The organism is Actinomyces sp. oral taxon 849 str. F0330 (genome assembly GCF_000239715.1).
Lineage (GTDB): Bacteria > Actinomycetota > Actinomycetes > Actinomycetales > Actinomycetaceae > Actinomyces > Actinomyces johnsonii.
Genome location: NZ_JH470352.1, coordinates 130686 through 149551, shown reverse-complemented (window position 1 = coordinate 149551; position 18866 = coordinate 130686). Strand labels below are relative to the sequence as shown.

16 protein-coding genes are annotated in these 18866 nt (G+C 70.6%); 14 read left to right on the top strand and 2 right to left on the bottom strand.

Going from position 1 to position 18866, the window contains the following annotated elements:
• The first annotated feature begins 14 nt into the window (after window positions 1-14).
• The 10 genes from HMPREF0975_RS08050 (at window position 15) to HMPREF0975_RS08005 (ending at window position 10517) form a co-directional block, all read left to right on the top strand.
• A complete protein-coding gene (locus tag HMPREF0975_RS08050) occupies window positions 15-1319 on the top strand; it encodes an ABC transporter permease (RefSeq protein ID WP_009233654.1) in 1305 nt (434 codons plus the stop codon).
• A 5-nt stretch (window positions 1320-1324) separates the two neighbouring features.
• Window positions 1325-2749, top strand: a complete 1425-nt coding sequence (locus HMPREF0975_RS08045; RefSeq protein ID WP_009233653.1) for an ABC transporter permease — start codon at window positions 1325-1327, stop codon at window positions 2747-2749.
• A 1-nt stretch (window position 2750) separates the two neighbouring features.
• Window positions 2751-3554: an ABC transporter ATP-binding protein gene (locus HMPREF0975_RS08040; RefSeq protein ID WP_009233652.1), complete on the top strand. Its 804-nt coding sequence runs from the start codon at window positions 2751-2753 to the stop codon at window positions 3552-3554.
• Between the two features lie 170 nt (window positions 3555-3724).
• Window positions 3725-4162 carry an FMN-binding protein gene (locus tag HMPREF0975_RS08035; RefSeq protein WP_231381915.1) on the top strand — a complete coding sequence of 146 codons (438 nt, stop codon included), beginning with the start codon at window positions 3725-3727 and terminating at the stop codon, window positions 4160-4162.
• A gap of 112 nt (window positions 4163-4274) precedes the next feature.
• Complete coding sequence (locus HMPREF0975_RS08030; protein WP_009233650.1) at window positions 4275-4745, top strand: YbjN domain-containing protein; 471 nt, start codon at window positions 4275-4277, stop codon at window positions 4743-4745.
• On the top strand, window positions 4745-5527 hold the full coding sequence (locus HMPREF0975_RS08025; RefSeq protein WP_009233649.1) for a YbjN domain-containing protein: 783 nt from the start codon (window positions 4745-4747) through the stop codon (window positions 5525-5527). The genes HMPREF0975_RS08030 and HMPREF0975_RS08025 overlap by 1 nt, the downstream gene beginning before the upstream one ends.
• A 5-nt stretch (window positions 5528-5532) precedes the next feature.
• Window positions 5533-6528 carry a tRNA (adenosine(37)-N6)-dimethylallyltransferase MiaA gene (gene miaA / locus HMPREF0975_RS08020; protein ID WP_009233648.1) on the top strand — a complete coding sequence of 332 codons (996 nt, stop codon included), beginning with the start codon at window positions 5533-5535 and terminating at the stop codon, window positions 6526-6528.
• A gap of 10 nt (window positions 6529-6538) precedes the next feature.
• Window positions 6539-7489, top strand: coding sequence for a diaminopimelate epimerase (locus HMPREF0975_RS08015; RefSeq protein WP_009233647.1), 951 nt, complete (start codon window positions 6539-6541; stop codon window positions 7487-7489).
• A gap of 79 nt (window positions 7490-7568) precedes the next feature.
• Window positions 7569-8972 carry a branched-chain amino acid transport system II carrier protein gene (gene brnQ / locus HMPREF0975_RS08010; protein WP_009233646.1) on the top strand — a complete coding sequence of 468 codons (1404 nt, stop codon included), beginning with the start codon at window positions 7569-7571 and terminating at the stop codon, window positions 8970-8972.
• 57 nt (window positions 8973-9029) lie between these two features.
• Window positions 9030-10517, top strand: coding sequence for an MFS transporter (locus HMPREF0975_RS08005; RefSeq protein WP_009233645.1), 1488 nt, complete (start codon window positions 9030-9032; stop codon window positions 10515-10517).
• A gap of 24 nt (window positions 10518-10541) precedes the next feature.
• On the opposite strand, the gene HMPREF0975_RS08000 is transcribed toward HMPREF0975_RS08005, so the two are convergent.
• Window positions 10542-11174: a class I SAM-dependent methyltransferase gene (locus HMPREF0975_RS08000; RefSeq protein WP_049939656.1), complete on the bottom strand. Its 633-nt coding sequence runs from the start codon at window positions 11172-11174 to the stop codon at window positions 10542-10544.
• A 32-nt stretch (window positions 11175-11206) separates the two neighbouring features.
• Between HMPREF0975_RS08000 and HMPREF0975_RS07995 the strand changes: the two genes are divergently transcribed.
• The 4 genes from HMPREF0975_RS07995 to HMPREF0975_RS07980 all read left to right on the top strand — a co-directional run bounded on the left by HMPREF0975_RS07995 (window position 11207) and on the right by HMPREF0975_RS07980 (window position 17481).
• Window positions 11207-12580, top strand: coding sequence for an MFS transporter (locus tag HMPREF0975_RS07995; protein WP_009233643.1), 1374 nt, complete (start codon window positions 11207-11209; stop codon window positions 12578-12580).
• Window positions 12581-12726: 146 nt separating this feature from the next.
• Window positions 12727-14304: a GTPase HflX gene (hflX, locus tag HMPREF0975_RS07990; protein ID WP_009233642.1), complete on the top strand. Its 1578-nt coding sequence runs from the start codon at window positions 12727-12729 to the stop codon at window positions 14302-14304.
• Window positions 14305-14408: 104 nt separating this feature from the next.
• Complete coding sequence (locus HMPREF0975_RS07985) at window positions 14409-16361, top strand: ATP-dependent DNA helicase (protein WP_156808226.1); 1953 nt, start codon at window positions 14409-14411, stop codon at window positions 16359-16361.
• A gap of 118 nt (window positions 16362-16479) precedes the next feature.
• The gene (locus tag HMPREF0975_RS07980) at window positions 16480-17481 is read left to right on the top strand and encodes an L-lactate dehydrogenase (protein ID WP_009233640.1); all 1002 of its coding nucleotides are present in this window, start codon (window positions 16480-16482) and stop codon (window positions 17479-17481) included.
• Between the two features lie 111 nt (window positions 17482-17592).
• Here the strand turns inward: HMPREF0975_RS07980 and lexA are convergent, their stop codons facing one another.
• Window positions 17593-18426: a transcriptional repressor LexA gene (gene lexA / locus HMPREF0975_RS07975; RefSeq protein ID WP_009233639.1), complete on the bottom strand. Its 834-nt coding sequence runs from the start codon at window positions 18424-18426 to the stop codon at window positions 17593-17595.
• Between the last annotated feature and the right edge of the window lie 440 nt (window positions 18427-18866).

The following is an 18866-nucleotide window of genomic DNA, read 5'->3' as shown; positions in this document are numbered from 1 at the left end:
AAAGGAGTCCTGAGATGTTCTTCATCCGGTTGCTTCGCCGTTCCTTCGTCCGCCAGCTGCGCCGTCGCTCGCTGATCGCCCTGACCGTGGCCCTGTGCGCGTCTATCTCGGTGGCCATGCTCGGCGTCGTCCTCGACGTGGGCGACAAGCTCAACGCCGAGCTGACCAACTACGGCTCCAACATCGTGGTCCAGCCCCGCGCGGGTGCGGTAGTCGACAACCGCTACGAGACGAACAAGGACAAGGAGGCGGCCTCCTTCCTGGATGAGAAAGAGGTCACCAATATCAAGACGATCTTCTGGGCCTACAACATCGTGGACCTCACACCCAGGCTGTCGGGCTCCGTCAAGGTCACGGGCTCTGGGGTCGGCAAGGAGAACTCCGAGGGGACCGAGGTCCTGGCTGCGGGAGCCTGGTTCAACAAGGACGTCAAGCTCTCCACTGGGGAGTCCACCACCCTGGGAGTGTCCACCATGCGCTCGTGGTGGAAGATGGATGGCACCTGGCCCGCCGACGACGCCTCCCAGGCCGTCGTCGGCACCAAGCTCGCGCAGCGCATAGGCGTCTCCCAAGGGGATACCATCACGGTCACCGGGCCCCAGGGCGAAGAGAGCCTCACCGTCACCGGGATCTACACCGCTGGGGACAAGGACGACCAGACGTTCTACGCCCCTCTGGCCGGCATTCAGAAGGTCACTGGGCACGACGGCCAGGTCGATGAGATCGAGGTCAAGGCCTTGACCACCCCCGAGAACGACTTGTCCCGCAAGGCCGCCGCCAACCCGGCCGCCCTGTCCACCGCGGAATGGGAGACCTGGTACTGCACGGCCTACGCCTCGTCCATCTCCTACCAGATCGAGGAGGTCGTCACCGGCGCCGTTGCCAAACCCGTCCGTCAGGTCGCCGCGGTGGAGGGCAACGTGCTATCCAAGACGCAGGTGCTCATGATCCTCATGACCGCTCTGAGCTTGGTTGCCGCAGCGTTGGCCGTCGCCTCCCTGACCACCGCCTCCTTGGTGGAGCGCACCGGGGAGTTCGCTCTGCTCAAGGCGGTGGGGGCCTCGTCAGCCTCCATCAACCGGCTCATCCTGGCTGAGAGCGCAGTCATCGGGGCGATCGGGCTGACGATCGGGGCCGCGGTGGGTTCCGGGCTGGCCCAGCTCATTGGCCGAGTCGTCTTCCACTCGGGCATCACCATGCGCCCCATGGTCTACGTGCTGGTTGCGGTCCTGGTAACCGTGGTCCTGCTGGCCGCCACCGCTTCGTCCATGCGCTCGATCCTGCGGATCCAGCCTGCCATTGCCCTGCACAGGAGGTGACGCAGGTGCCCGGAAAACCCTCGCGCCGCGGTGGCCGCCCCATGTCGAACCGCCGCATGTTCTTCACGATGCTGGTCGGCGCCACGCTCCGACGCCGTAGCCGTGCCCTGGCTGCCCTGCTTTCCTCCGCCGTGGGAGCCGCGACGCTGTTCTGCCTGGCCGCGGTCTGCCTAGCAGTACCGGCCCAGATGACCGCCCAGATGCGCCAGTTCGGGGCGAATCTCATTGTCGTACCCGTCTCCGCCGAGGCGACCACTCCCCGCATCACCGAGCAGTCGGCCCGGGCCGCCGTTCGGGCCGCAGCATCGACCACCGGCACCGAGACAGACCGCATCAGGCAGGCCGACTACCGCTACGAGACGGTCCGCATCAACCGCTCCCCCTACTTGCTGGCGGGTATCGACGTCGACGACGTGCGGCGCCTCAACGGGCACTGGTCCCTGGAGGGCTCATGGCCCTCTGGCGGCCAGGTCCTCGTGGGCAAGGACGTTGCCGAGGCAGCCTCCCTCAAGGTGGGCTCGACCGTCACGGCCGAGTACCTCTCCAGTGACAACCTCTCCCTGGACAATTCCCACCAGAGCTCTGCTCCCGGCGCCGCTACCGATGCCGCCTCCGGGAGCACCGGCCATTCCGGTCACGGCGGCCATTCCGGACATGACGGCCATTCCGGACATGACGGCCATTCCGGACATGACGGCCATTCCGGACATGACGGCCACGGTGGCCACAGCGGTTCCTCGGACGGTGGCGCGGCCGGTGAACCCGCCGTCACCGAAAGCGCCCAGGGCACCGCGCAGTGGCAAGTCGCCGGAATCGTTGACACCGGTGGCCAGGAGGACGACATCGTCTACGCAACCTCCGCCGACGTCGACCGGCTCACCGGAACATCGTCGGCGGGATACGACGTCGTCGAGATGTCCGTCGACACCTCGTCGACGACCATGGACGACGTCGTCGCCGCCGTGGAGTCCGCCGGCGGCGGCCGGCTCCAGGCCCAGCCGGTATCCAAGATCACCTCCGGCGACACCCGGATCATTACGATGCTCAACACCCTGTTCTGGGTGGTCTCCGCTGTGGTTCTGGGACTGACACTGGTTGGGGTGTCCACCACCATGACCGTCATCGTCTCCGAGAGGCGCAACGAGATCGGCCTGCGCAAGGCCCTGGGGGCCTCGGGACGCTCCATCGCCACCGAGTTCTACTCCGAGGTCGCCGTCCTGGGAGCCATTGGCGGCATCCTAGGCACCGCCGTCGGGTACGGTCTGGCCGTCGCCGTGTGCCGCAGCGTGTTCGAAACGACCCTGGTGTTCAACTGGCCGCTCGCGATCGTCTCGGTGGTGCTGACCTCGGCCGTGGCCGTCACCGCCTCCTACTCCCCGGTGCGCCGGGCCTCGCGCATCGATCCCGCACTCGTCCTCAGGGAGGAATGACATGCTGCTCGAGCTGTCACACGTGTCCAAGATCTACGGCGACCTGCACGCCCTGGACGACCTCAGCCTGGAGGTGCCGCGCGGCCAGTGGCTCTCCGTGGTCGGTTCCTCGGGCTCGGGCAAGACCACGCTCATGAACATCGTCGGCTGCATGGACACCCCGACGAAGGGCTCGGTCAGGCTCGACGGCCGGGAGCTGGGCAGCCTCAACGCCGCCCAGCTCACCGACATCCGCAAGAACGTCATCGGCCTGGTCTTCCAGCAGTTCCACCTCATCGGCCACCTCACCGCGGTGGAGAACGTCATGGTGGCCCAGTACTACCACTCGATGACCGATGAGAAGGAAGCGCTCGAGGCACTGGAGAACGTGGGGCTGGCCGACCGCGCCGACCACCTGCCCTCTCAGCTCTCCGGGGGCGAGCAGCAGCGCGTATGCATCGCCCGCGCACTCATCAACCACCCCGAGATCGTCCTGGCGGACGAGCCCACCGGGAACCTGGACGAGACCAACGAGCAGCTGGTCCTGGACATCTTCTCCCGCCTGCACGAGCAGGGGACGACACTCATCGTCGTCACCCACGACTCCCACGTCGCCTCCTGCGGACAGCGCCAGATCCTGCTCAACCACGGCCGCCTCGTCGGGGAGAAGCTCTCCGAAGGCGACGAGGGACGACGTACCAGCACCATGCTCGACTTCGACGACAAGCCGCCGGGCGCTGACGGTGGTGGCACGACCGGGGCCGAGATCAAGAGCGCGGACGAGGCCGATCCCCTCGGCGAGCCTGAGCCGAAGGAGCAGCGGTGAGCCCCGAGATCCCAAACTGTCCGCGCGACCCAGAGCAGACCTCGCCGGCCCGCCGGCGGAGTCAACCCAGGAATCCGGACGGCGGCGGCCTAGCCGGCTCCCGGGCACTGGCCGTTGCCGGAGTGCTTCTAGCCTCAGCGGGTCCGTTGACCGGCTGCGGGGGAGGGGAGGTGACACCCTCCCAGGGGGACTACGCTGGGCGCGCGCAGACCGCCGGTCCCGCCGGAAAGCCCACCAGCCCGGCCTCCGCGTCCGCCCCCATCGCCTCGCCGACGGCCGGTCCCTACGCCGACGGCACCTTCTCCGCCTCCGAGGCCTACGGTCCGGTCGACGACCTGATCGAAGACGATTCCCTCGACGTCAGTCTCACCCTGTCCGGCGGGGTGATTACGGACGTGAAGGTTTCCGGTCACGCCTCGACCGGAACCTCCAAGGAGCACATCCAGAACTTCGTCGGCTCCATCGACGCGGCCGTCGTCGGCCACAGCATCGAGGACGCCCATGTCCAGGCCCTGGCCGGAGCCTCCAAGACCTCCAACGCCTTCAACGACGCCGTCGACGCCATCGCCGCGCAGTCCCGGGCATCGGCGGCGCAGTCGACGTCCTGAGCGCAGCCAAAGGGGCGCCGGGAGCATATCCAACCGGTCCTTATTGCGCTGACGGTGGAGCGGACCGGCATGCGGTGGGGAGTGGACCGCCCGCCCCGCTAGGCTGGGAAGCATGCCCAGCTCCGACGCCAGCTCTGCTGCCGCCGCCACGGTCCCCAGGCCCGTGGACGTCGACCGTATCCACGAGTGCGTCAAGCGCCTGGGCCTGCGCTACTTCATCGACGACGAGGGCGACATCGGCATCCCGTGGCGATACGTCACTGTCCACGCCATCTTCCAGGACACCCGGGCGGTCCAGATGCGCGGGATCTGGCACCGCATCGCCGACACCGAGCACCTGACCCAGTTGCGCGCCCTGGTCGAGGACTGGAACACCAGTCGCATCGGGCCCAAGGCCTACCTCACCGTCGCCGACGGCGGCGTGGTGCGCCTCCACGGCGAGTACACCTACCCCCTGGAGGCCGGGATGACGGACCGACAGCTCGAAGACTTCGTCTTCGGCGGCTGCCGGCTCATCGTCGCGCTCATGCACGAGGCCGAGGAGCAGTTCCCAGACGAGCTGCGCGGAAGCCTGGAGCCCTGATGCCACGACTGCAACGCCTCACCGACTTCATCGCACGGCTCCTGGGCAAGGAGTGGGACGTGCGCGCGCTGGACCAGCGAAGCAACCGGCAGACAGACCAACCGGGGAGCCGGCAGGACGGTCGGTACGAGCCGCCGGTCGCCTTCGACGGCGCAGGAGGCGCCGCCCCTGACACGGCGCCACGAGAGACGGGTGCCTCCGGGCCCCCGGCCGCTGCGTCGTCGGCCTCGACGGGGCCGGCCGATGCGCCGGACGAGCACCCATCAGGGCAGCCGGACGGCATCGGCCGCCTGCGGGACTCCGCATCGGTCGGCTCGGGCTCCTTCTCCCCGATGGACACAGGCAGGACCAAGGAGGCGACCGAGGCGCTGACCCTGGCGAGGATCGAGTCCATGCTCACCGGCCCCATGGAGTACAACGTGCAGCTGGCCGATGACCGCGAGCACCCCTGCCTCCTGGGCACCTGGGACTCCTTCCCCTTCGTCATCGAGATCCCCGAGGGCCACGACGGCTGGCTCCTAGTCTCCGGGGACTGGGAGGAGGCCGCCCCTGCCTCCCAGCGCGACGAGATCGCCGCCAGCGTCAACGACTGGAACCGGGACAAGTTCTTCCCCACCGTCGGCGTCGTCGACACCCCCATCGGGCCGCTGGTGCGGGCCACCTACCTCACCGACCTGTCCGCCGGGGTCACCGACGCCCAGCTGCGCCTCCACCTGGACACGGCGCTGTCGGCCTGCACCCAGGCGCTCAGCCTGGTGGGCCCCCTCCTGCCGGAGATCTGAGCACCGTGGGCCCAACGGACTCGAACAACTCCCGGCTCCCGCGAGTCGCCGTGGTAGGGCCCACTGCCACCGGCAAATCCGACCTCGCCCTCGACCTCGCCGACCGGGCCCGGGCCGATGATCCGACCCGCCGGGCCGAGATCATCAACGCCGACGCCTCCCTGCTCTACCGGGGCATGGACATCGGCACCGCCAAGCCCTCCCCGGCCGAGCGGGACCGCGTCCCCCACCACCAGATCGACGTTCTCGCCGTCACGGAGCGGGCCAGCGTAGCCGCGTTCCAGCGCAGCGCCCGCAGCGATATCAACACCGTCGAGTCGCGGGGCGGCCTGCCGATCATCGTCGGCGGCTCAGGCCTGTACGTGCGCGCCCTCACCGACGGCCTCGACTTCCCCGGCACGGACCCCGCCGTGCGCACCCGCCTGAGCGAACGCGCCGAGCAGGAGGGCGCCCCCGCCCTCTACGCTGAGCTCGCCGGCCTCGACCCGGTGGCCGCCGAACGCATCGAGGCCTCCAACACCCGCCGGATCGTGCGGGCCCTGGAAGTCATCGAGATCACCGGGCGCCCCTTCTCCGCCTCGCTGCCCCGCTACGAGGACGTAGCCCCCACCGTCCACATCGCCCTGCGCTGCGAGCGCCGTCTCCTGGACGCGCGCATCAACGCCCGCGCCCGGGCCATGTTCGAACGCGGCCTGGTGGAGGAGGTGGAGACCCTCATCGACCAGGGGCTCAGGCGGGGTGAGACCGCGCCGCGCGCCATCGGCTACGCCCAGGCGCTCGCGGTCATCGACGGGACCATGAGCGTGCCCGAGGCCATCGCCGCCACCGCCCTGGCCACCCGCCAGCTCGCCTCCCGCCAGATCAAGTGGTTCCGCCGTGATCCGCGAGTGCGCTGGATCGACGTCGATCTCGCCGAGGACGGGCGCTGCACCGACGCCGAGCGCTCCCGGGTGACCAGGCAGGCATGGGAGCACGTTCTCGCATCTCACGGCGTCGCCTAGGCTAGGAACCATGCCGCACTCGACAGGTCTTCGTGGTCGTGAGCTCGTCAAGGGCCACGCGACCCTCAACGACTTCCTCATGCTGGTCGACCCCGGCTGTGAGGTCGCCGTCAGCGGCGCCGACATCGCAGCGGTCTGCGACCGCCACGGCGGCATCGGCGCCGACGGATTCGTGCGCGTCGTACGGACCACCGCCTTGCCCGGCGCAGGCGCCTTCGCCGCGGCTGTGCCCGAGGCCGAGTGGTTCATGGACTACTACAACGCCGACGGCTCCGTGGCCGAGATGTGCGGCAACGCCATCCGCTTGTTCGCCCTCGTCCTGGACAGTGAGGGGCTGCATCCCATCGCCGATGGCGAGTCCGTCACCATCGGCACGCGCGGCGGGGCGCACACCGTCACCCGCCTGGGAGACCTGTGGACCGTGGACATGGGACCGGCCCGCCTCCCGCGCCCCCGTCAGGCGCAGGATGATGGTTGGGACACCACCGTCGTCGTCCCCGGCCTGAAGGGCGAGCGCGCCGCCTTGAGTATTGAAATGCCCAACTCCCACACCGTCGTCGCGCTGGGGGAGGAGAGTGAACTCGAGGCGGCCGCCTTCGCAGGGCTGACCGACTCCGCCGCCCCAGTCGTCTACGACCCTTCTCCCGAGTCCGGCACCAACCTCGAGCTGGTCGTACCACTCGGGGAGGAGGCCGACCCCGCTACCGGCGCACCGATCGGCATCGCCCGCATGCGCGTCCTGGAGCGCGGGGTGGGGGAGACGCTCTCCTGCGCAACCGGCTGCTGCGCCGTCGCGGTCGCCCTACACACCTGGACCGGCCCGGGCGCCCCCGAGGACTACCGGCTCCTCGTGCCCGGCGGAGAAATCGGGGTGCACGTGGGCGACGACCCCCTGGCAGAGGACAGCACCGCGCTGCTGACCGGGCCGGCCACCATCACCGGACGGGTCGCCATCGCCTGACAGCCTGACGCCCCGCCGCCCGAACAGTTCCCGGACGTCGCACTGACGCCGCATCCGAGAAGAGAAACCAACCAGCACCATGACCCAGCCATCCAGCCGCACCGCCATCGGCACCATTGTGCCGACCGGCCTGATGCTCTTCGCCCTGTTCTTCGGGGCCGGCAACCTCATCTTCCCGCCCCTGCTGGGAGCCGCCTCGGGAGGATCCTTCATCCCGGTGATGACGGGCTTCATCGCCACGGGGGTGCTCATGCCCCTCATCACCGTGGTAGCCGTTTCCACCTCCGGTGAGGGCATCCTCGGCCTGGCCCGCAGGGTGGGGCCCCGATTCGGCCTGGTCATGCCGCTGGCCGTCTATCTCGCCATCGGCCCGCTCTACGCCATCGCCCGCGTCACCACGGTCGCCTACGAGTTGGCGACCCGTCCCGTTCTCGAGCTGTGGGGCCTGCCCGACTCCCGCCCGGCGTTGCTGGTGCACGTGACGGTGTTCATGGCCATCGCCTTCGGCATCGCCCGCAGCCCTAGCCGCCTGGCGGACCGCGTCGGCCGTTGGCTGACACCCGCCCTGCTGGCCCTGCTGGCCCTGCTGTGCGGGGTCACCGTGCTGATGGCCCCCGGGGTGGAGCGCGAGGCCATCGAGCCCTATGCGGGCGCCCCCCTGACCACCGGGCTGACCCAGGGCTACCTCACCATGGACGTCCTGGCGGCCAGCGTCTTCGGCATCGTGGTCATCACCTCCCTGCGCGAACGAGGGCTGACCTCCCCCAAGAGACTGGTACGCGGCACCATCCTGTCCGGAGGCATCGCCGCGGCGCTGCTGGGCCTGGTCTACGTCGGTCTGGCCGTGCTGGGCACCCGCACCCGCGGTGAGATCACCCCCGACACCAAGGACGGAACCGAACTGCTGCGCAACGCCGCCTCCTCCACCCTGGGGACCTCCGGCGTCGTCATCTTCGCCGCCATCGTCATTCTGGCCTGCCTGACCACCGCGGTGGGTCTGCTGGCCTCCTGGGCCGGCTACGCCTACACGGCCTGGCCCGCGGTCTCCTTCAACCGGCAGCTCGCAGCCTGCGCCATCGTCTCCTTCACCCTGGCCAACCTGGGACTGAGCGCCATCCTCAAGATCGCGGGGCCACTGCTGAACCTCCTCTACCCCTTCGCCATCGCCCTGGTCGCGGTGACGCTGGTGGACGCCCTGGCCCCGGGACGGCTCAGGGCCGCCTACCGGTGGTGCGTCATCACAGCCGGGATCTTCGGCTCGGTCTCCGCGATCACCGCCGCCGGCTGGGACGGCCCCAGCAGGCTGCTCGCGCGCACCGGCCTGTGGAGCGACTCCACCGGCTGGATTCTGCCGGCATTCATCGCCCTGGGCATTGGGATCGTCCTCGACGTGCGCTCAGGTGCGTGGTCCACGCCTGTGCCTGGGGAACCGCCCAGCCAGGTCCAGCACGACGTCGAGCACGCGGCGGCCTCACAGCTCTGAGGAGCCCTGGGCGGCCTGAGCGGCTCTGAACGATCGAGTACGCGGTAGCCTCTTGGGGTGCCCAGCTCACAACCCCCGGACCCCGCTGCGACTGAGTCCGACCACCGGCGGCTCCTGCCGACACTGCTCATCCCCGCCTTCGTCACGCTGCTGGCCGTCTCCTCGGTCAACGTCATCCTCCCGGCAGTCTCCCAGGACCTGAATGCAGGCACCGCCGGGCTCCAACTCGTCGTCTCCGGCTACGCCCTCGTCTTCGGAGTCGTCCTCGTCCCCGCTGGCCGCGCCGGCGACGTCATGGGCAGAGGCCGGATCTTCGTCATCGGCATGATCCTGTTCGGGGCCGGGTCGCTGGCCTCGGGGCTCGCCCCCGACGTCGTCACCCTCAACCTGGCTCGAGCGGTCATGGGAATCGGCTCCGGACTGCTCAACCCGCAGGTGGCCGGCATGATCCAGCAGTACTACACCGGTGAGGCCAGAGGCCGTGCCTTCGGAGCCTTCGGCGCCGTCATCGGGGTCTCGGTGGCGGTGGGGCCGGTGCTCAGCGGCGGGCTCATCGGCTGGCTCGGCGGCGACTGGGGCTGGCGCGCCTCCTTCCTCATCAACGTCCCCTTCAGCCTGCTCGGCGTCTGGGCGGCGCGCCGTTACCTGCCCGCATCCGCCTGGCTCCGCCAGAGCCCACGGGACCATACGCGCCGTGCCGACCACGACGCGAAGAACGGGGCGTCCCGCCGGAGCAAGGTCGACCTCGACCCCGTCGGCATGGGCCTGCTCGCCGCGGGCACGCTCCTGATCATGATCCCCTTCATGGAGGCCTCGGCCGGCGCCTGGGTCTGGTGCCTGGAGGCGGCGGGCATCGGCGTCATCGGCACCTGGGTGGTCTGGGAGAAGCACTACCGTGCCCGGGGCGGCGCCCCCATGGTGGACCTCGATCTTCTGGCCATCCCGTCCTTCGCATTCGGGAGCCTGGCCATCGCCGTGTACTTCCTGGGCTACACCTCCGTGTGGATCATTGTGGCCCAGTACGTCCAGGCCGGCCTGGGCTCCACCGCCCTGGCCAGCGGAATCATCGGGGTCCCCGCCGCCCTAGCGGGATCGGTCGCGGCCGCCGTCGCCGGCCGCCGCGTCATCAGGGTCGGCCGCGCCATGGTGCTCGGCGGCATGGCTCTGGGGATGGCCGGTCTGCTGGCGAGCATCGGCGTCATCCATATGCGCGCGAGCGCGGGCTGGAGCCCCTGGTGGCTCACCCTCACGCTCCTCGTGCTCGGGGTGGGCCAGGGGCTCGTAGTCTCCCCTAACCAGACCCTCTCGCTGGCCGATGTCCCCCTGGAGTACGCAGGCGCCGCCGGCGGCATCCTCCAGACCGGTGAGCGCATCGGCACCTCCATCGGCATCGCCGCCATCACGGGCCTGACCTTCCGCGTTTCGCACACCTCGGGGTGGGACGCAGCCGCCCAGGCGGGACTGCTGGCCGTTGTGGCCGCCATCGCCGTGGCCGCCGCGGTCGCCGCCTACGACCTGCGCTTGGCCGCCCGACGACGCCGATAGCCGCCCAGGTCGCGAGCGGATCGTTCAGCCATCTGTGGACCCGTCCTGCCGGCGACGCACCCGCAGCACGCGGAAGCCCTTCGACGATGCCTGTCGACTCACGTCCCAGCCCTGGTCGGTCAGCCACGTCGCCAGTGAGTCGGCTCCCAGGTTCTTGAGCACCACCAGCCAGGCCTCACCGTCGTCGGACAGCAGCGGCAACCATGCCAGCAGGAGGTCGTGCAAAGCCCCCTTGCCGATGCGCACCGGCGGGTTGGACCAGATGAGGTCCACCGGAGTCGAGGTCTGACGCAGCTCGGCCAGCAGCTCCTCGGCCGGGCGGGTGCGCACATTGCCCAGGCCTGCGGCCTCGGCGTTGCGGGCGGTCAGGGTCAGTGAGCGTTCATTGACGTCGGTCGCCAGGACCGTGGCCCCAGGGGCGGCGTCGGCCAGGGCCAGCGCGATCGGGCCCCAGCCGCAGCCCAGGTCGAGGAGGGTACCGGTCTGCGGAGGATCGGGTACGCGGTCGAGGAGGACCTGGGTGCCCTTGTCGAGGCGGTCGGCGCTGAAGACGCCCGAGGCCGTGACTACCGTGTGCTCGACGCCGCGGATCGCGAAGCGATGGGTGCGCTCCTCGGCCTCGACGGCGGGGGATGCGGTGAAGTAGTGCTCGCTCACGCCCACCAGGCTACCCGCGTACGCTGACGGGCATGAGCGCCCCTCCCGAGTCCTCGATCAGCCCGTCGCTCGGAGCGCTCCTCGGCTCACGGGCGGGGCATCTGGCGCTGGCGGTGCTCATCGTCGAACTGCTGGCGGGCATGCAGGTCTACCTCAACCAGACGGTCCTGCCGCTGCTGGCCACCGAGATGGGCGCCCGCAACGCCTACGGACTGGTGACGGCCGCCGCCCAGGTCCCCGCCTTCCTGACGATGCCCCTGGGCGGGGCCATGCTCACCCGCTGGCGGCCGGCCCGCCTCATGACCGCACTGACCGTCCTGCTGGTGGTCGGCGCCGTCGTCGGAGCCCTCGCCCCGACCATCGAGGTCTACGTCCTCGGGGAGATCCTGCGGGGCCTGGCCGCCGGAGCGCTGGCAACAGTGACCATGGGGGTCATGGTCGCAGGCCTGCCCGACGCCTGGAGGCGGTTGTGCCTGGCTGCGGGCTCGGGTATGTGGGTCGTGGCGGCCCTGGTCGGCCCTGTCTACGCCTCCGGCGTCAGCGCCTCCTGGGGCTGGCGGTGGGCCCTCGTGGCCTACCTGCCGCTGCTCATCGCGGCACGCGCCGTCATGGCCGGGCGGATCGGCGACCTCAACCTGGATGAGGGGGAAGAAGACGAAGAGGCGGTGCCGTGGCTGCCCTCCGGGGCCATGGCCGCGGGCGTGGCGATCATCGGGGCGCTGCGCGCCTCCAGCTCCTGGTTCTGGCCCGGAGTCGCCGGCGGGACCGCACTGGTGCTCTGGTCCTGTTCGCGCGTCCTGCCCGCAGGGACCCTGCGCCTGGCGACCGGCCGGCGCGCGGGCATCGCCACCCTGATGTGGGTGTGCGCCTTCTTCCTGACCCTGGACTACCTGGTGGCCCCCAGCGCCCACGACGTTCTGGACATGACTCCGACCCAGACCGGCTGGGCGCTCACCGCAGGCGGCATTGGCTGGTCGGTCGTCGCGATCGCCTGCGGGGCCCGCCCGGCGCGAGAGCCGGAGGCCTACCGCCGCCGCACCGCGCTGGCCGCGGCCTTCTTCGTCCTCGGCGCCGCGCTCATGACCACCACGGTTCTCGGCCGACCGGGCTGGTGGGGGCTGCCCGTGGGCTACGGCGTAGCGAGCATCGGCATGGGCCTGACCCACCTGGACACCATGAACCGCATCGTCACCGATCCCGCCGAGCCCGACGGCATCACCCATGCCCGGGCCGCCACCGCTGTGACGATCGCCGGAGCCGCCGGTGGCGCCGTCCTGGGGACGGCCGTGACGGCCTTTGTCGCCCCCACCGCATCCGGCGTCGAGGCCGCCCGGCTGTGGCCGACGCTCGCCCTACTCGCCGGAGGGCTCCTCCTCACCCCGCTGCTGGCCCGGCGCGCCGCCTGAACACGCGGGTGGCCTCGCAGGCCTGTGGGCAGTAGCATCGCCCCCATGTGGATCCTTCGTATGCGCTGAACCGGCGGCAGTCGCCGCTCCCGGAAGAACCATCGCGCCCCACCGAGGGGACGCAGGCATACGACGAAGGACTTCTTGTGACCCAGCACCACTCCAACACTTCTTCCACCCCCGACGACGCCGACGTCCATGACGTCGTCGCCCGGGTCCTCTCCCGCACCGGAACCGCCCTGGCCTCCACCGCCGCCCAGCACGAGCGGGAGACCGGTTATGGACAGGGAGCCGACGACGGGGCCCTCGAGCGCGAGGCCCGCGCCGCCCGCCGCCGCGTGGCCGGGCTGTCCACCGAACTGGAGGACGTCAGCGAGGTCGAGTACCGCCAGGTCCGTCTGGAGAAGGTGGTCCTGGTCGGCCTGGAGCTGCCCCGGTCGCCCACCCCCTCGGGCGGCGCACCGGGTGCCAGCGGCCCGCAGGCGCATGACTCCCAGGATGCCGGAACCTCTCTGCGCGAGCTGGCCGCCCTGGCCGAGACCGCTGGCAGCGAGGTCCTCGACGCCCTCATCCAGAGGCGCGACCACCCCGATCCCGCCACCTACCTGGGCAGCGGCAAGGCTCACGAGCTGGCCGACGTCGTGGCCGCCGCCGGAGCCGACACGGTCATCGTCGACGGCGAGCTCGCCCCCTCCCAGCGCCGCGCCCTGGAGGACGTCGTCGGCGTCAAGGTCGTCGACCGCACCGCCCTCATCCTGGACATCTTCGCCCAGCACGCCAAGTCCCGTGAGGGCAAGGCCCAGGTCGAGCTCGCCCAGCTCGAGTACCTCCTGCCGCGCCTGCGCGGATGGGGCGAGTCCATGTCCCGGCAGGCCGGAGCCCGCGTGGCCGCCGGTCAGGGCATCGGTTCGCGCGGCCCCGGCGAGACCAAGATCGAGCTCGACCGGCGTCGCATCCGTCAGCGCATGGCCCGCCTGCGCCGCGAGATCCGGGCCATGGCGCCCTCCCGTGAGACCAAGCGCGGCTCACGCCGTCGCGGCGCCATCCCGTCGGTGGCGATCGCCGGCTACACCAACGCCGGCAAGTCCTCCCTCATGAACCGGCTCACCGGGGCAGGTCTCATGGTCGAGGACGCCCTGTTCGCCACCCTCGACCCCACCGTGCGGCGGGCCGAGACCTCCGAAGGTCGCACCTACACCCTCACCGACACCGTCGGCTTCGTGCGCAACCTGCCCCACGAGCTCATCGAGGCCTTCCGCTCCACCCTGGAGGAGGTGGCCGGCGCCGACCTCGTGCTCCATGTGGTCGACGCCGCCCACCCCGACCCCCTCAGTCAGGTGGCGGCCGTGCGCACCGTCCTGTCCGAGATCCCCGGTGCCCTGGACGTGCCCGAGCTCATCGTCCTCAACAAGGCCGACCTCGCCGACGCCGTCACCCTGGCGGCGCTGCGCACCGGTCTGCCCGATGCGGTGACGGTCTCGGCCCGCACGGGGGAGGGGATCGAGGAGCTGCGCGCCCGCATCGAGCAGATGCTGCCCCACCCGCAGGTGGGCATCGACGTCGTCGTGCCCTACTCGCGCGGCGACCTCGTCTCCCGTGTGCACGCCGAGGGAGAGATCGATACGGTCGACTACGTCGAGACCGGGACCCGCATCGTGGCGCGCGTCGGCGCCGCCCTGGCGGCCGAGATCGAGGGCGTCACCACAGGCGCCGCAGTCGGCTGAGAGCCGCCGTGCCCCGAACCTCGCCGGACCAGTCGGACCGGCCCGACACCGACAGCCCCAGTGACCGGAGGGTTTTGGACGTCCTGGACGCCGCGGTGCGCGCCATGGGCGGAAGCCCCCGCCAGGGCCAGATCACCATGACCCGGGAGGTCGCCCGGTCCGTGACCGATGGCACCCACCTCCTGGTACAGGCCGGCACCGGAACGGGAAAGTCTCTCGGGTACCTGGTGCCCGCCATGGTCCACGCGGTGGAGACCGGCGACCGGGTCGTGGTCTCCACCGCCACCCTGGCGCTCCAACGGCAGATCCTCACCAAGGACGCCCCTCTGGCTGCCGATGCCGTCGAGCAGGTCACCGGTACCCGCCCCGAGGTCGCCCTGCTCAAGGGCTGGCAGAACTACCTGTGCCGCCATCGTCTGGCCGGCGGCTATCCGCAGGATGATGACGATGCTGCCCTCTTCGACGTCGGCGACGCCGTCGCCCAGCCGGTTGCGGGCCACGGAGCCGAGGCGAGTCTGGGGGAGCAGGTGGTGCGTCTGCGCGAATGGGCGGCCGACACCGACACCGGCGACCGCGATGATCTCGTCCCCGGCGTCTCCCCGCGAGCCTGGGCCCAGGTCTCGGTCTCCCGGGCCGAGTGCCTGGGGCAGGCCTGCCCCCTCAAGGCCGAGTGCTTCCCAGAGCTGGCCCGCGCCGCGGCCTCCCGGGCCGACCTCGTGATCACCAACCACGCCATGCTCGGCGTGGTCGTCGCGGGCAACCCCGGAGTCCTGCCCGACCACCAGGTCCTCGTCGTCGATGAGGCCCACGAGCTGGCCGACCGTGTCCGCTCCCAGGGGACCATCGCCCTGTCGGCAACCACCGTGGCGCGCACCGCCGCCACCGCCCGCAAGCACGCCTCCGTCACGGTCGGCGACTTGGAGGCCGCCGGGCAGGTCCTCCAGCTCGTCCTGGCCGAGCTGCCCGACGGCCGGCTGGAGGCGCCCTTTCCGGCCGCCCTGCACGACGCACTCCTCGTCCTGGACGGCGCCGCCCGCCAGGTCGCCTCCGATGTGCGCGACCGGGTCCGTGCCCGAACCGGCGAGGCGTCCGGGGGACTGGCGATCGCCCGCACCTCCGTCGGCGATCTGGTCGACGCCCTGGACCGCATGACCTCGGACTCAGTGGTCCAGGGGCGCGACGTCGTCTGGATCGAACGGCCCCGCATGGGCGCCGATCCCCCGCGCCTCCTCCTGGCCCCCATCGAGGTCGCAGGCTCTGTGGCCGGCCACCTGCTGGGCGGGCGCTCAAGCGTCATGACGTCGGCGACCCTCGCCCTGGGGGACAGCTTCGACCCCATGGCCCGGGCCCTGGGACTGCCCCTGGCCGAGCAGCCCTGGAAGGGCGTCGACGTGGGCTCCCCCTTCGACTACCCCCGCCAGGGAATCCTCTACGTGGCCGCCCACCTGCCCCGCCCCGGCGCCGGCATCTCCGAGGCCGCCCTGGACGAGATGCTCGCCCTGGTCGAGGCCTCCGGCGGCGGCATGCTGGGTCTGTTCTCCTCCCGGCGCGCCGCCCAGGAGGCCGCTGAGGTGTTGCGCGGAGCCACCGACCTGCCCGTCTATGCCCAGGGCGAGGATCAGCTGCCCACCCTGGTACGGGCCTTCGCCGACGACGAGGCCGCCTGCCTGGTGGGCAGCCTCTCGCTGTGGCAGGGCGTGGACGTGCCCGGGCGCACTTGTCGGCTCGTCGTCATCGACCGCATCCCCTTCCCCCGTCCCGACGACCCGGTCGCCCAGGCCCGCAGCGATGCCGTTGTGGCCGCCGGAGGCAATGGCTTCATGAGCGTGGCCGCCACCCACGCCGCCCTGCTCCTGGCGCAGGGCGCGGGCCGTCTCATCCGGCGCGGCCAGGACCGCGGCGTCGTCGCCGTCCTGGACTCGCGCCTGCGCACCGCCCGCTATGCGGGCTTCCTCATCCGCTCCATGCCCGCCCTGTGGCCGACGACGAAGCCCGACGTGGTCCGTGCCGCCCTGAGGCGCCTGTCCGCCCGCCCCGACGCGCCGGGAGGGGAGTGAACCCACCGGGTGGGCCCTTAGGTACGCGCCCCTCAGTAGGATCTGCACGTAGGCTTGGCGCGAGCGGGTGCTCGCGCTCCTGCGGTCCTGCCCAGCAGATCCCACTGAGGAGAAGAACGTGTCAGACCACATCACCACTACCGCTGAAGGCTCCTACCCCACCAACCGTTCCGGCCGTCCCTCCAAGGTCGCCGTCATCGGCGCCGGGGCCGTCGGCTCCACCCTCGCCTACGCCTGCGTGACCAAGGGCGTTGCCCGCGAGGTCGTTCTGCAGGACATCGTCAAGGAGAAGGTCGAGGCCGAGGCCCTCGACATCGCCCAGGGAATCCAGTTCACTTCCGCCGGCTCCGTCTCGGGCTCCGACGACCCCGAGATCTGCCGCGATGCGGACGTCATCGCCATCACCGCAGGCGCCAAGCAGAAACCCGGCCAGTCCCGCCTCGAGCTCGCCGGCGCCACCGTCGGCATCATGGAGAAGATCCTCCCCAAGCTCGTGGAGGTGGCCCCCAACGCCATCTTCGTCCTCGTGGCGAACCCGGTGGATGTGGTGACCTACTGCGCCAAGAAGATCACCGGCCTGCCCGAGAACCAGGTCTTCGGCTCCGGCACCGTCCTGGACACGGCCCGCATGCGTTACCTCATCTCCCTGGAGACCGGAACAGCCGTCCAGAACATCCACGGCTACATCGCCGGCGAGCACGGCGACTCCGAGGTGCCCCTGTGGTCCTCCACCGAGATCGGCGGCGTGCCGATCACCCAGTGGGGCACCACCCTCGACGGCGGCGTGTTCGACGAGGCCAAGCGCGAGCGCATCGCCCACGACGTCGTCCGCTCCGCCTACCGCATCATCGAGGGCAAGGGCGCGACCAACTACGCGGTCGGCCTGGCCGTCCAGCGCATCATCGGCGCCGTCCTCAACGACGAGCAGCGGGTGCTCACCATCTCCCCGCTGCTGGACAACTGGCACGGCATCTCCGACGTGTGCATGGCCGTCCCCACGATCGTGGGACGCGAGGGCGCCGGGCGCCGTCTCGAGCTGCCCCTGACCGGGAACGAGAAGGAGCGCCTGACCGCCTCCGCCGACCACCTGCGCGAGGTTGCTCGCGGTCTGGGCTACTGAGCCGCTGATCCGAGTCGCCGAAGGCCCGCCCCGGTCACCGGGGCGGGCCTTCAGTCATAGGGCTGCGAACCCGGCTCGTCTTGAGCGGTCCTCTCAATCAGCTGAGAGCGGCTATAGGGAACGCAGTACCGTGACCACCTTGCCCATGATCGTGGCGTGGTCGCCATCGATCGGGGCGTAGCTGGAGTTGCGGGGGAGTAGCCACTGGTGACCGTCGCGACGGGAGAGCACCTTGACCGTCGCCGAGGCGCCGTCGACGTCCTCGACCATAGCCGCCACGATCTCGCCATTAGCCGCGTCGGGCTGAGAACGAACCACCACCCAGTCGCCGTCGCAGATGGCGGCCTCGATCATCGAGTCCCCGTGCACCTCCAGCATGAAGAGCTCGCCCTCACCGGTCAGACGGCGGGGCAGAGCCATAACGTCGCTCACGTCCTGCTCCGCCAGGATCGGGGTTCCAGCGGCGATCCGTCCCACTAGCGGCACGGCGACCGCGTCCCCATCCTCGATACCCGGGATACCCGGGATACCCAGGATACGCGGGATGCGAGGGAATTCGAGCGGGGCGGTCCGGGCTGAGCCGACGGGCGCGTCTGCGTGGGCGCCGGCGCCGCGGACGGCGGCGATGACCTCCATCGCCCGCGGGCGCTTGGGATCCCGACGTATCAGCCCCAGGCGCTCGAGCTTGTCCAACTGGTGCTTGACGGAGGAGGGACTGGTCAGACCCACCTGCTCGCCGATCTCCCGCAGCGAGGGCGGGTAGCCGTGGGCGGCGACGGCCTCGCGGACCGCCTCATAGACCGCCCGGGCGCGCCTGTCGAGACCATCGATGGTCTCGGCGACGGTGTCTGCGACCGCGCTCGTGTCGGTGACTGCTTCGGAGACGTCTGCGCCGGTGCGCAGGGCCGACGCCGGTGAGGCGCCCCGGTCTGCTGTGGTGCTCATGGTTCTGGCCCTCTCTACCGGACGGCCCTCGGGCCCGCAGGCGTCAAGGGCGCGGAATAGATGTCGGTGGTCCGTGATCGTCTTGGATGCGACAAGCCTAACGTCAAGACGACCATGGTTCAAACACACGTTCGAAGAAGTGCTGGACGTGTCGCCCCTTCCGGCGTTAGTGTATCGAACAAGCGTTCGTCGAACATGCGTTCAGGAGGTAGTTATGAGCGCCATCGCCATCCCGCCCTCGCCCCGCCCGGCGTCTCGGGTTCGGACTCGTGGGGGCGTCACCGGACATCTCGGTGGGCGAGCCGTTGCGCGGGCCTCCCGACCTCGGCTCTTGCTGGTGACCGACGACTTCGTTCCCATGGCCCCGACGCATGGTGCGGCTGATGACGCGGCCCGTCGCCCCATGGCGGCGCCCGCCGCCGACTCGACGGAGCTGCCGA

Excerpts from the sequence above, each read along its gene's own strand:
- HMPREF0975_RS08050 (WP_009233654.1), top strand. The coding sequence starts at position 15 with ATGTTCTTCATCCGGTTGCTTCGCCGTTCCTTCGTCCGCCAGCTGCGC.
- HMPREF0975_RS08040 (WP_009233652.1), top strand. The coding sequence starts at position 2,751 with ATGCTGCTCGAGCTGTCACACGTGTCCAAGATCTACGGCGACCTGCAC.
- HMPREF0975_RS08030 (WP_009233650.1), top strand. The coding sequence starts at position 4,275 with ATGCCCAGCTCCGACGCCAGCTCTGCTGCCGCCGCCACGGTCCCCAGG.
- HMPREF0975_RS08025 (WP_009233649.1), top strand. The coding sequence starts at position 4,745 with ATGCCACGACTGCAACGCCTCACCGACTTCATCGCACGGCTCCTGGGC.
- HMPREF0975_RS08015 (WP_009233647.1), top strand. The coding sequence starts at position 6,539 with ATGCCGCACTCGACAGGTCTTCGTGGTCGTGAGCTCGTCAAGGGCCAC.
- brnQ (WP_009233646.1), top strand. The coding sequence starts at position 7,569 with ATGACCCAGCCATCCAGCCGCACCGCCATCGGCACCATTGTGCCGACC.
- HMPREF0975_RS07995 (WP_009233643.1), top strand. The coding sequence starts at position 11,207 with ATGAGCGCCCCTCCCGAGTCCTCGATCAGCCCGTCGCTCGGAGCGCTC.
- HMPREF0975_RS07985 (WP_156808226.1), top strand. The coding sequence starts at position 14,409 with ATGGGCGGAAGCCCCCGCCAGGGCCAGATCACCATGACCCGGGAGGTC.
- lexA (WP_009233639.1), bottom strand. The coding sequence starts at position 18,426 with ATGAGCACCACAGCAGACCGGGGCGCCTCACCGGCGTCGGCCCTGCGC.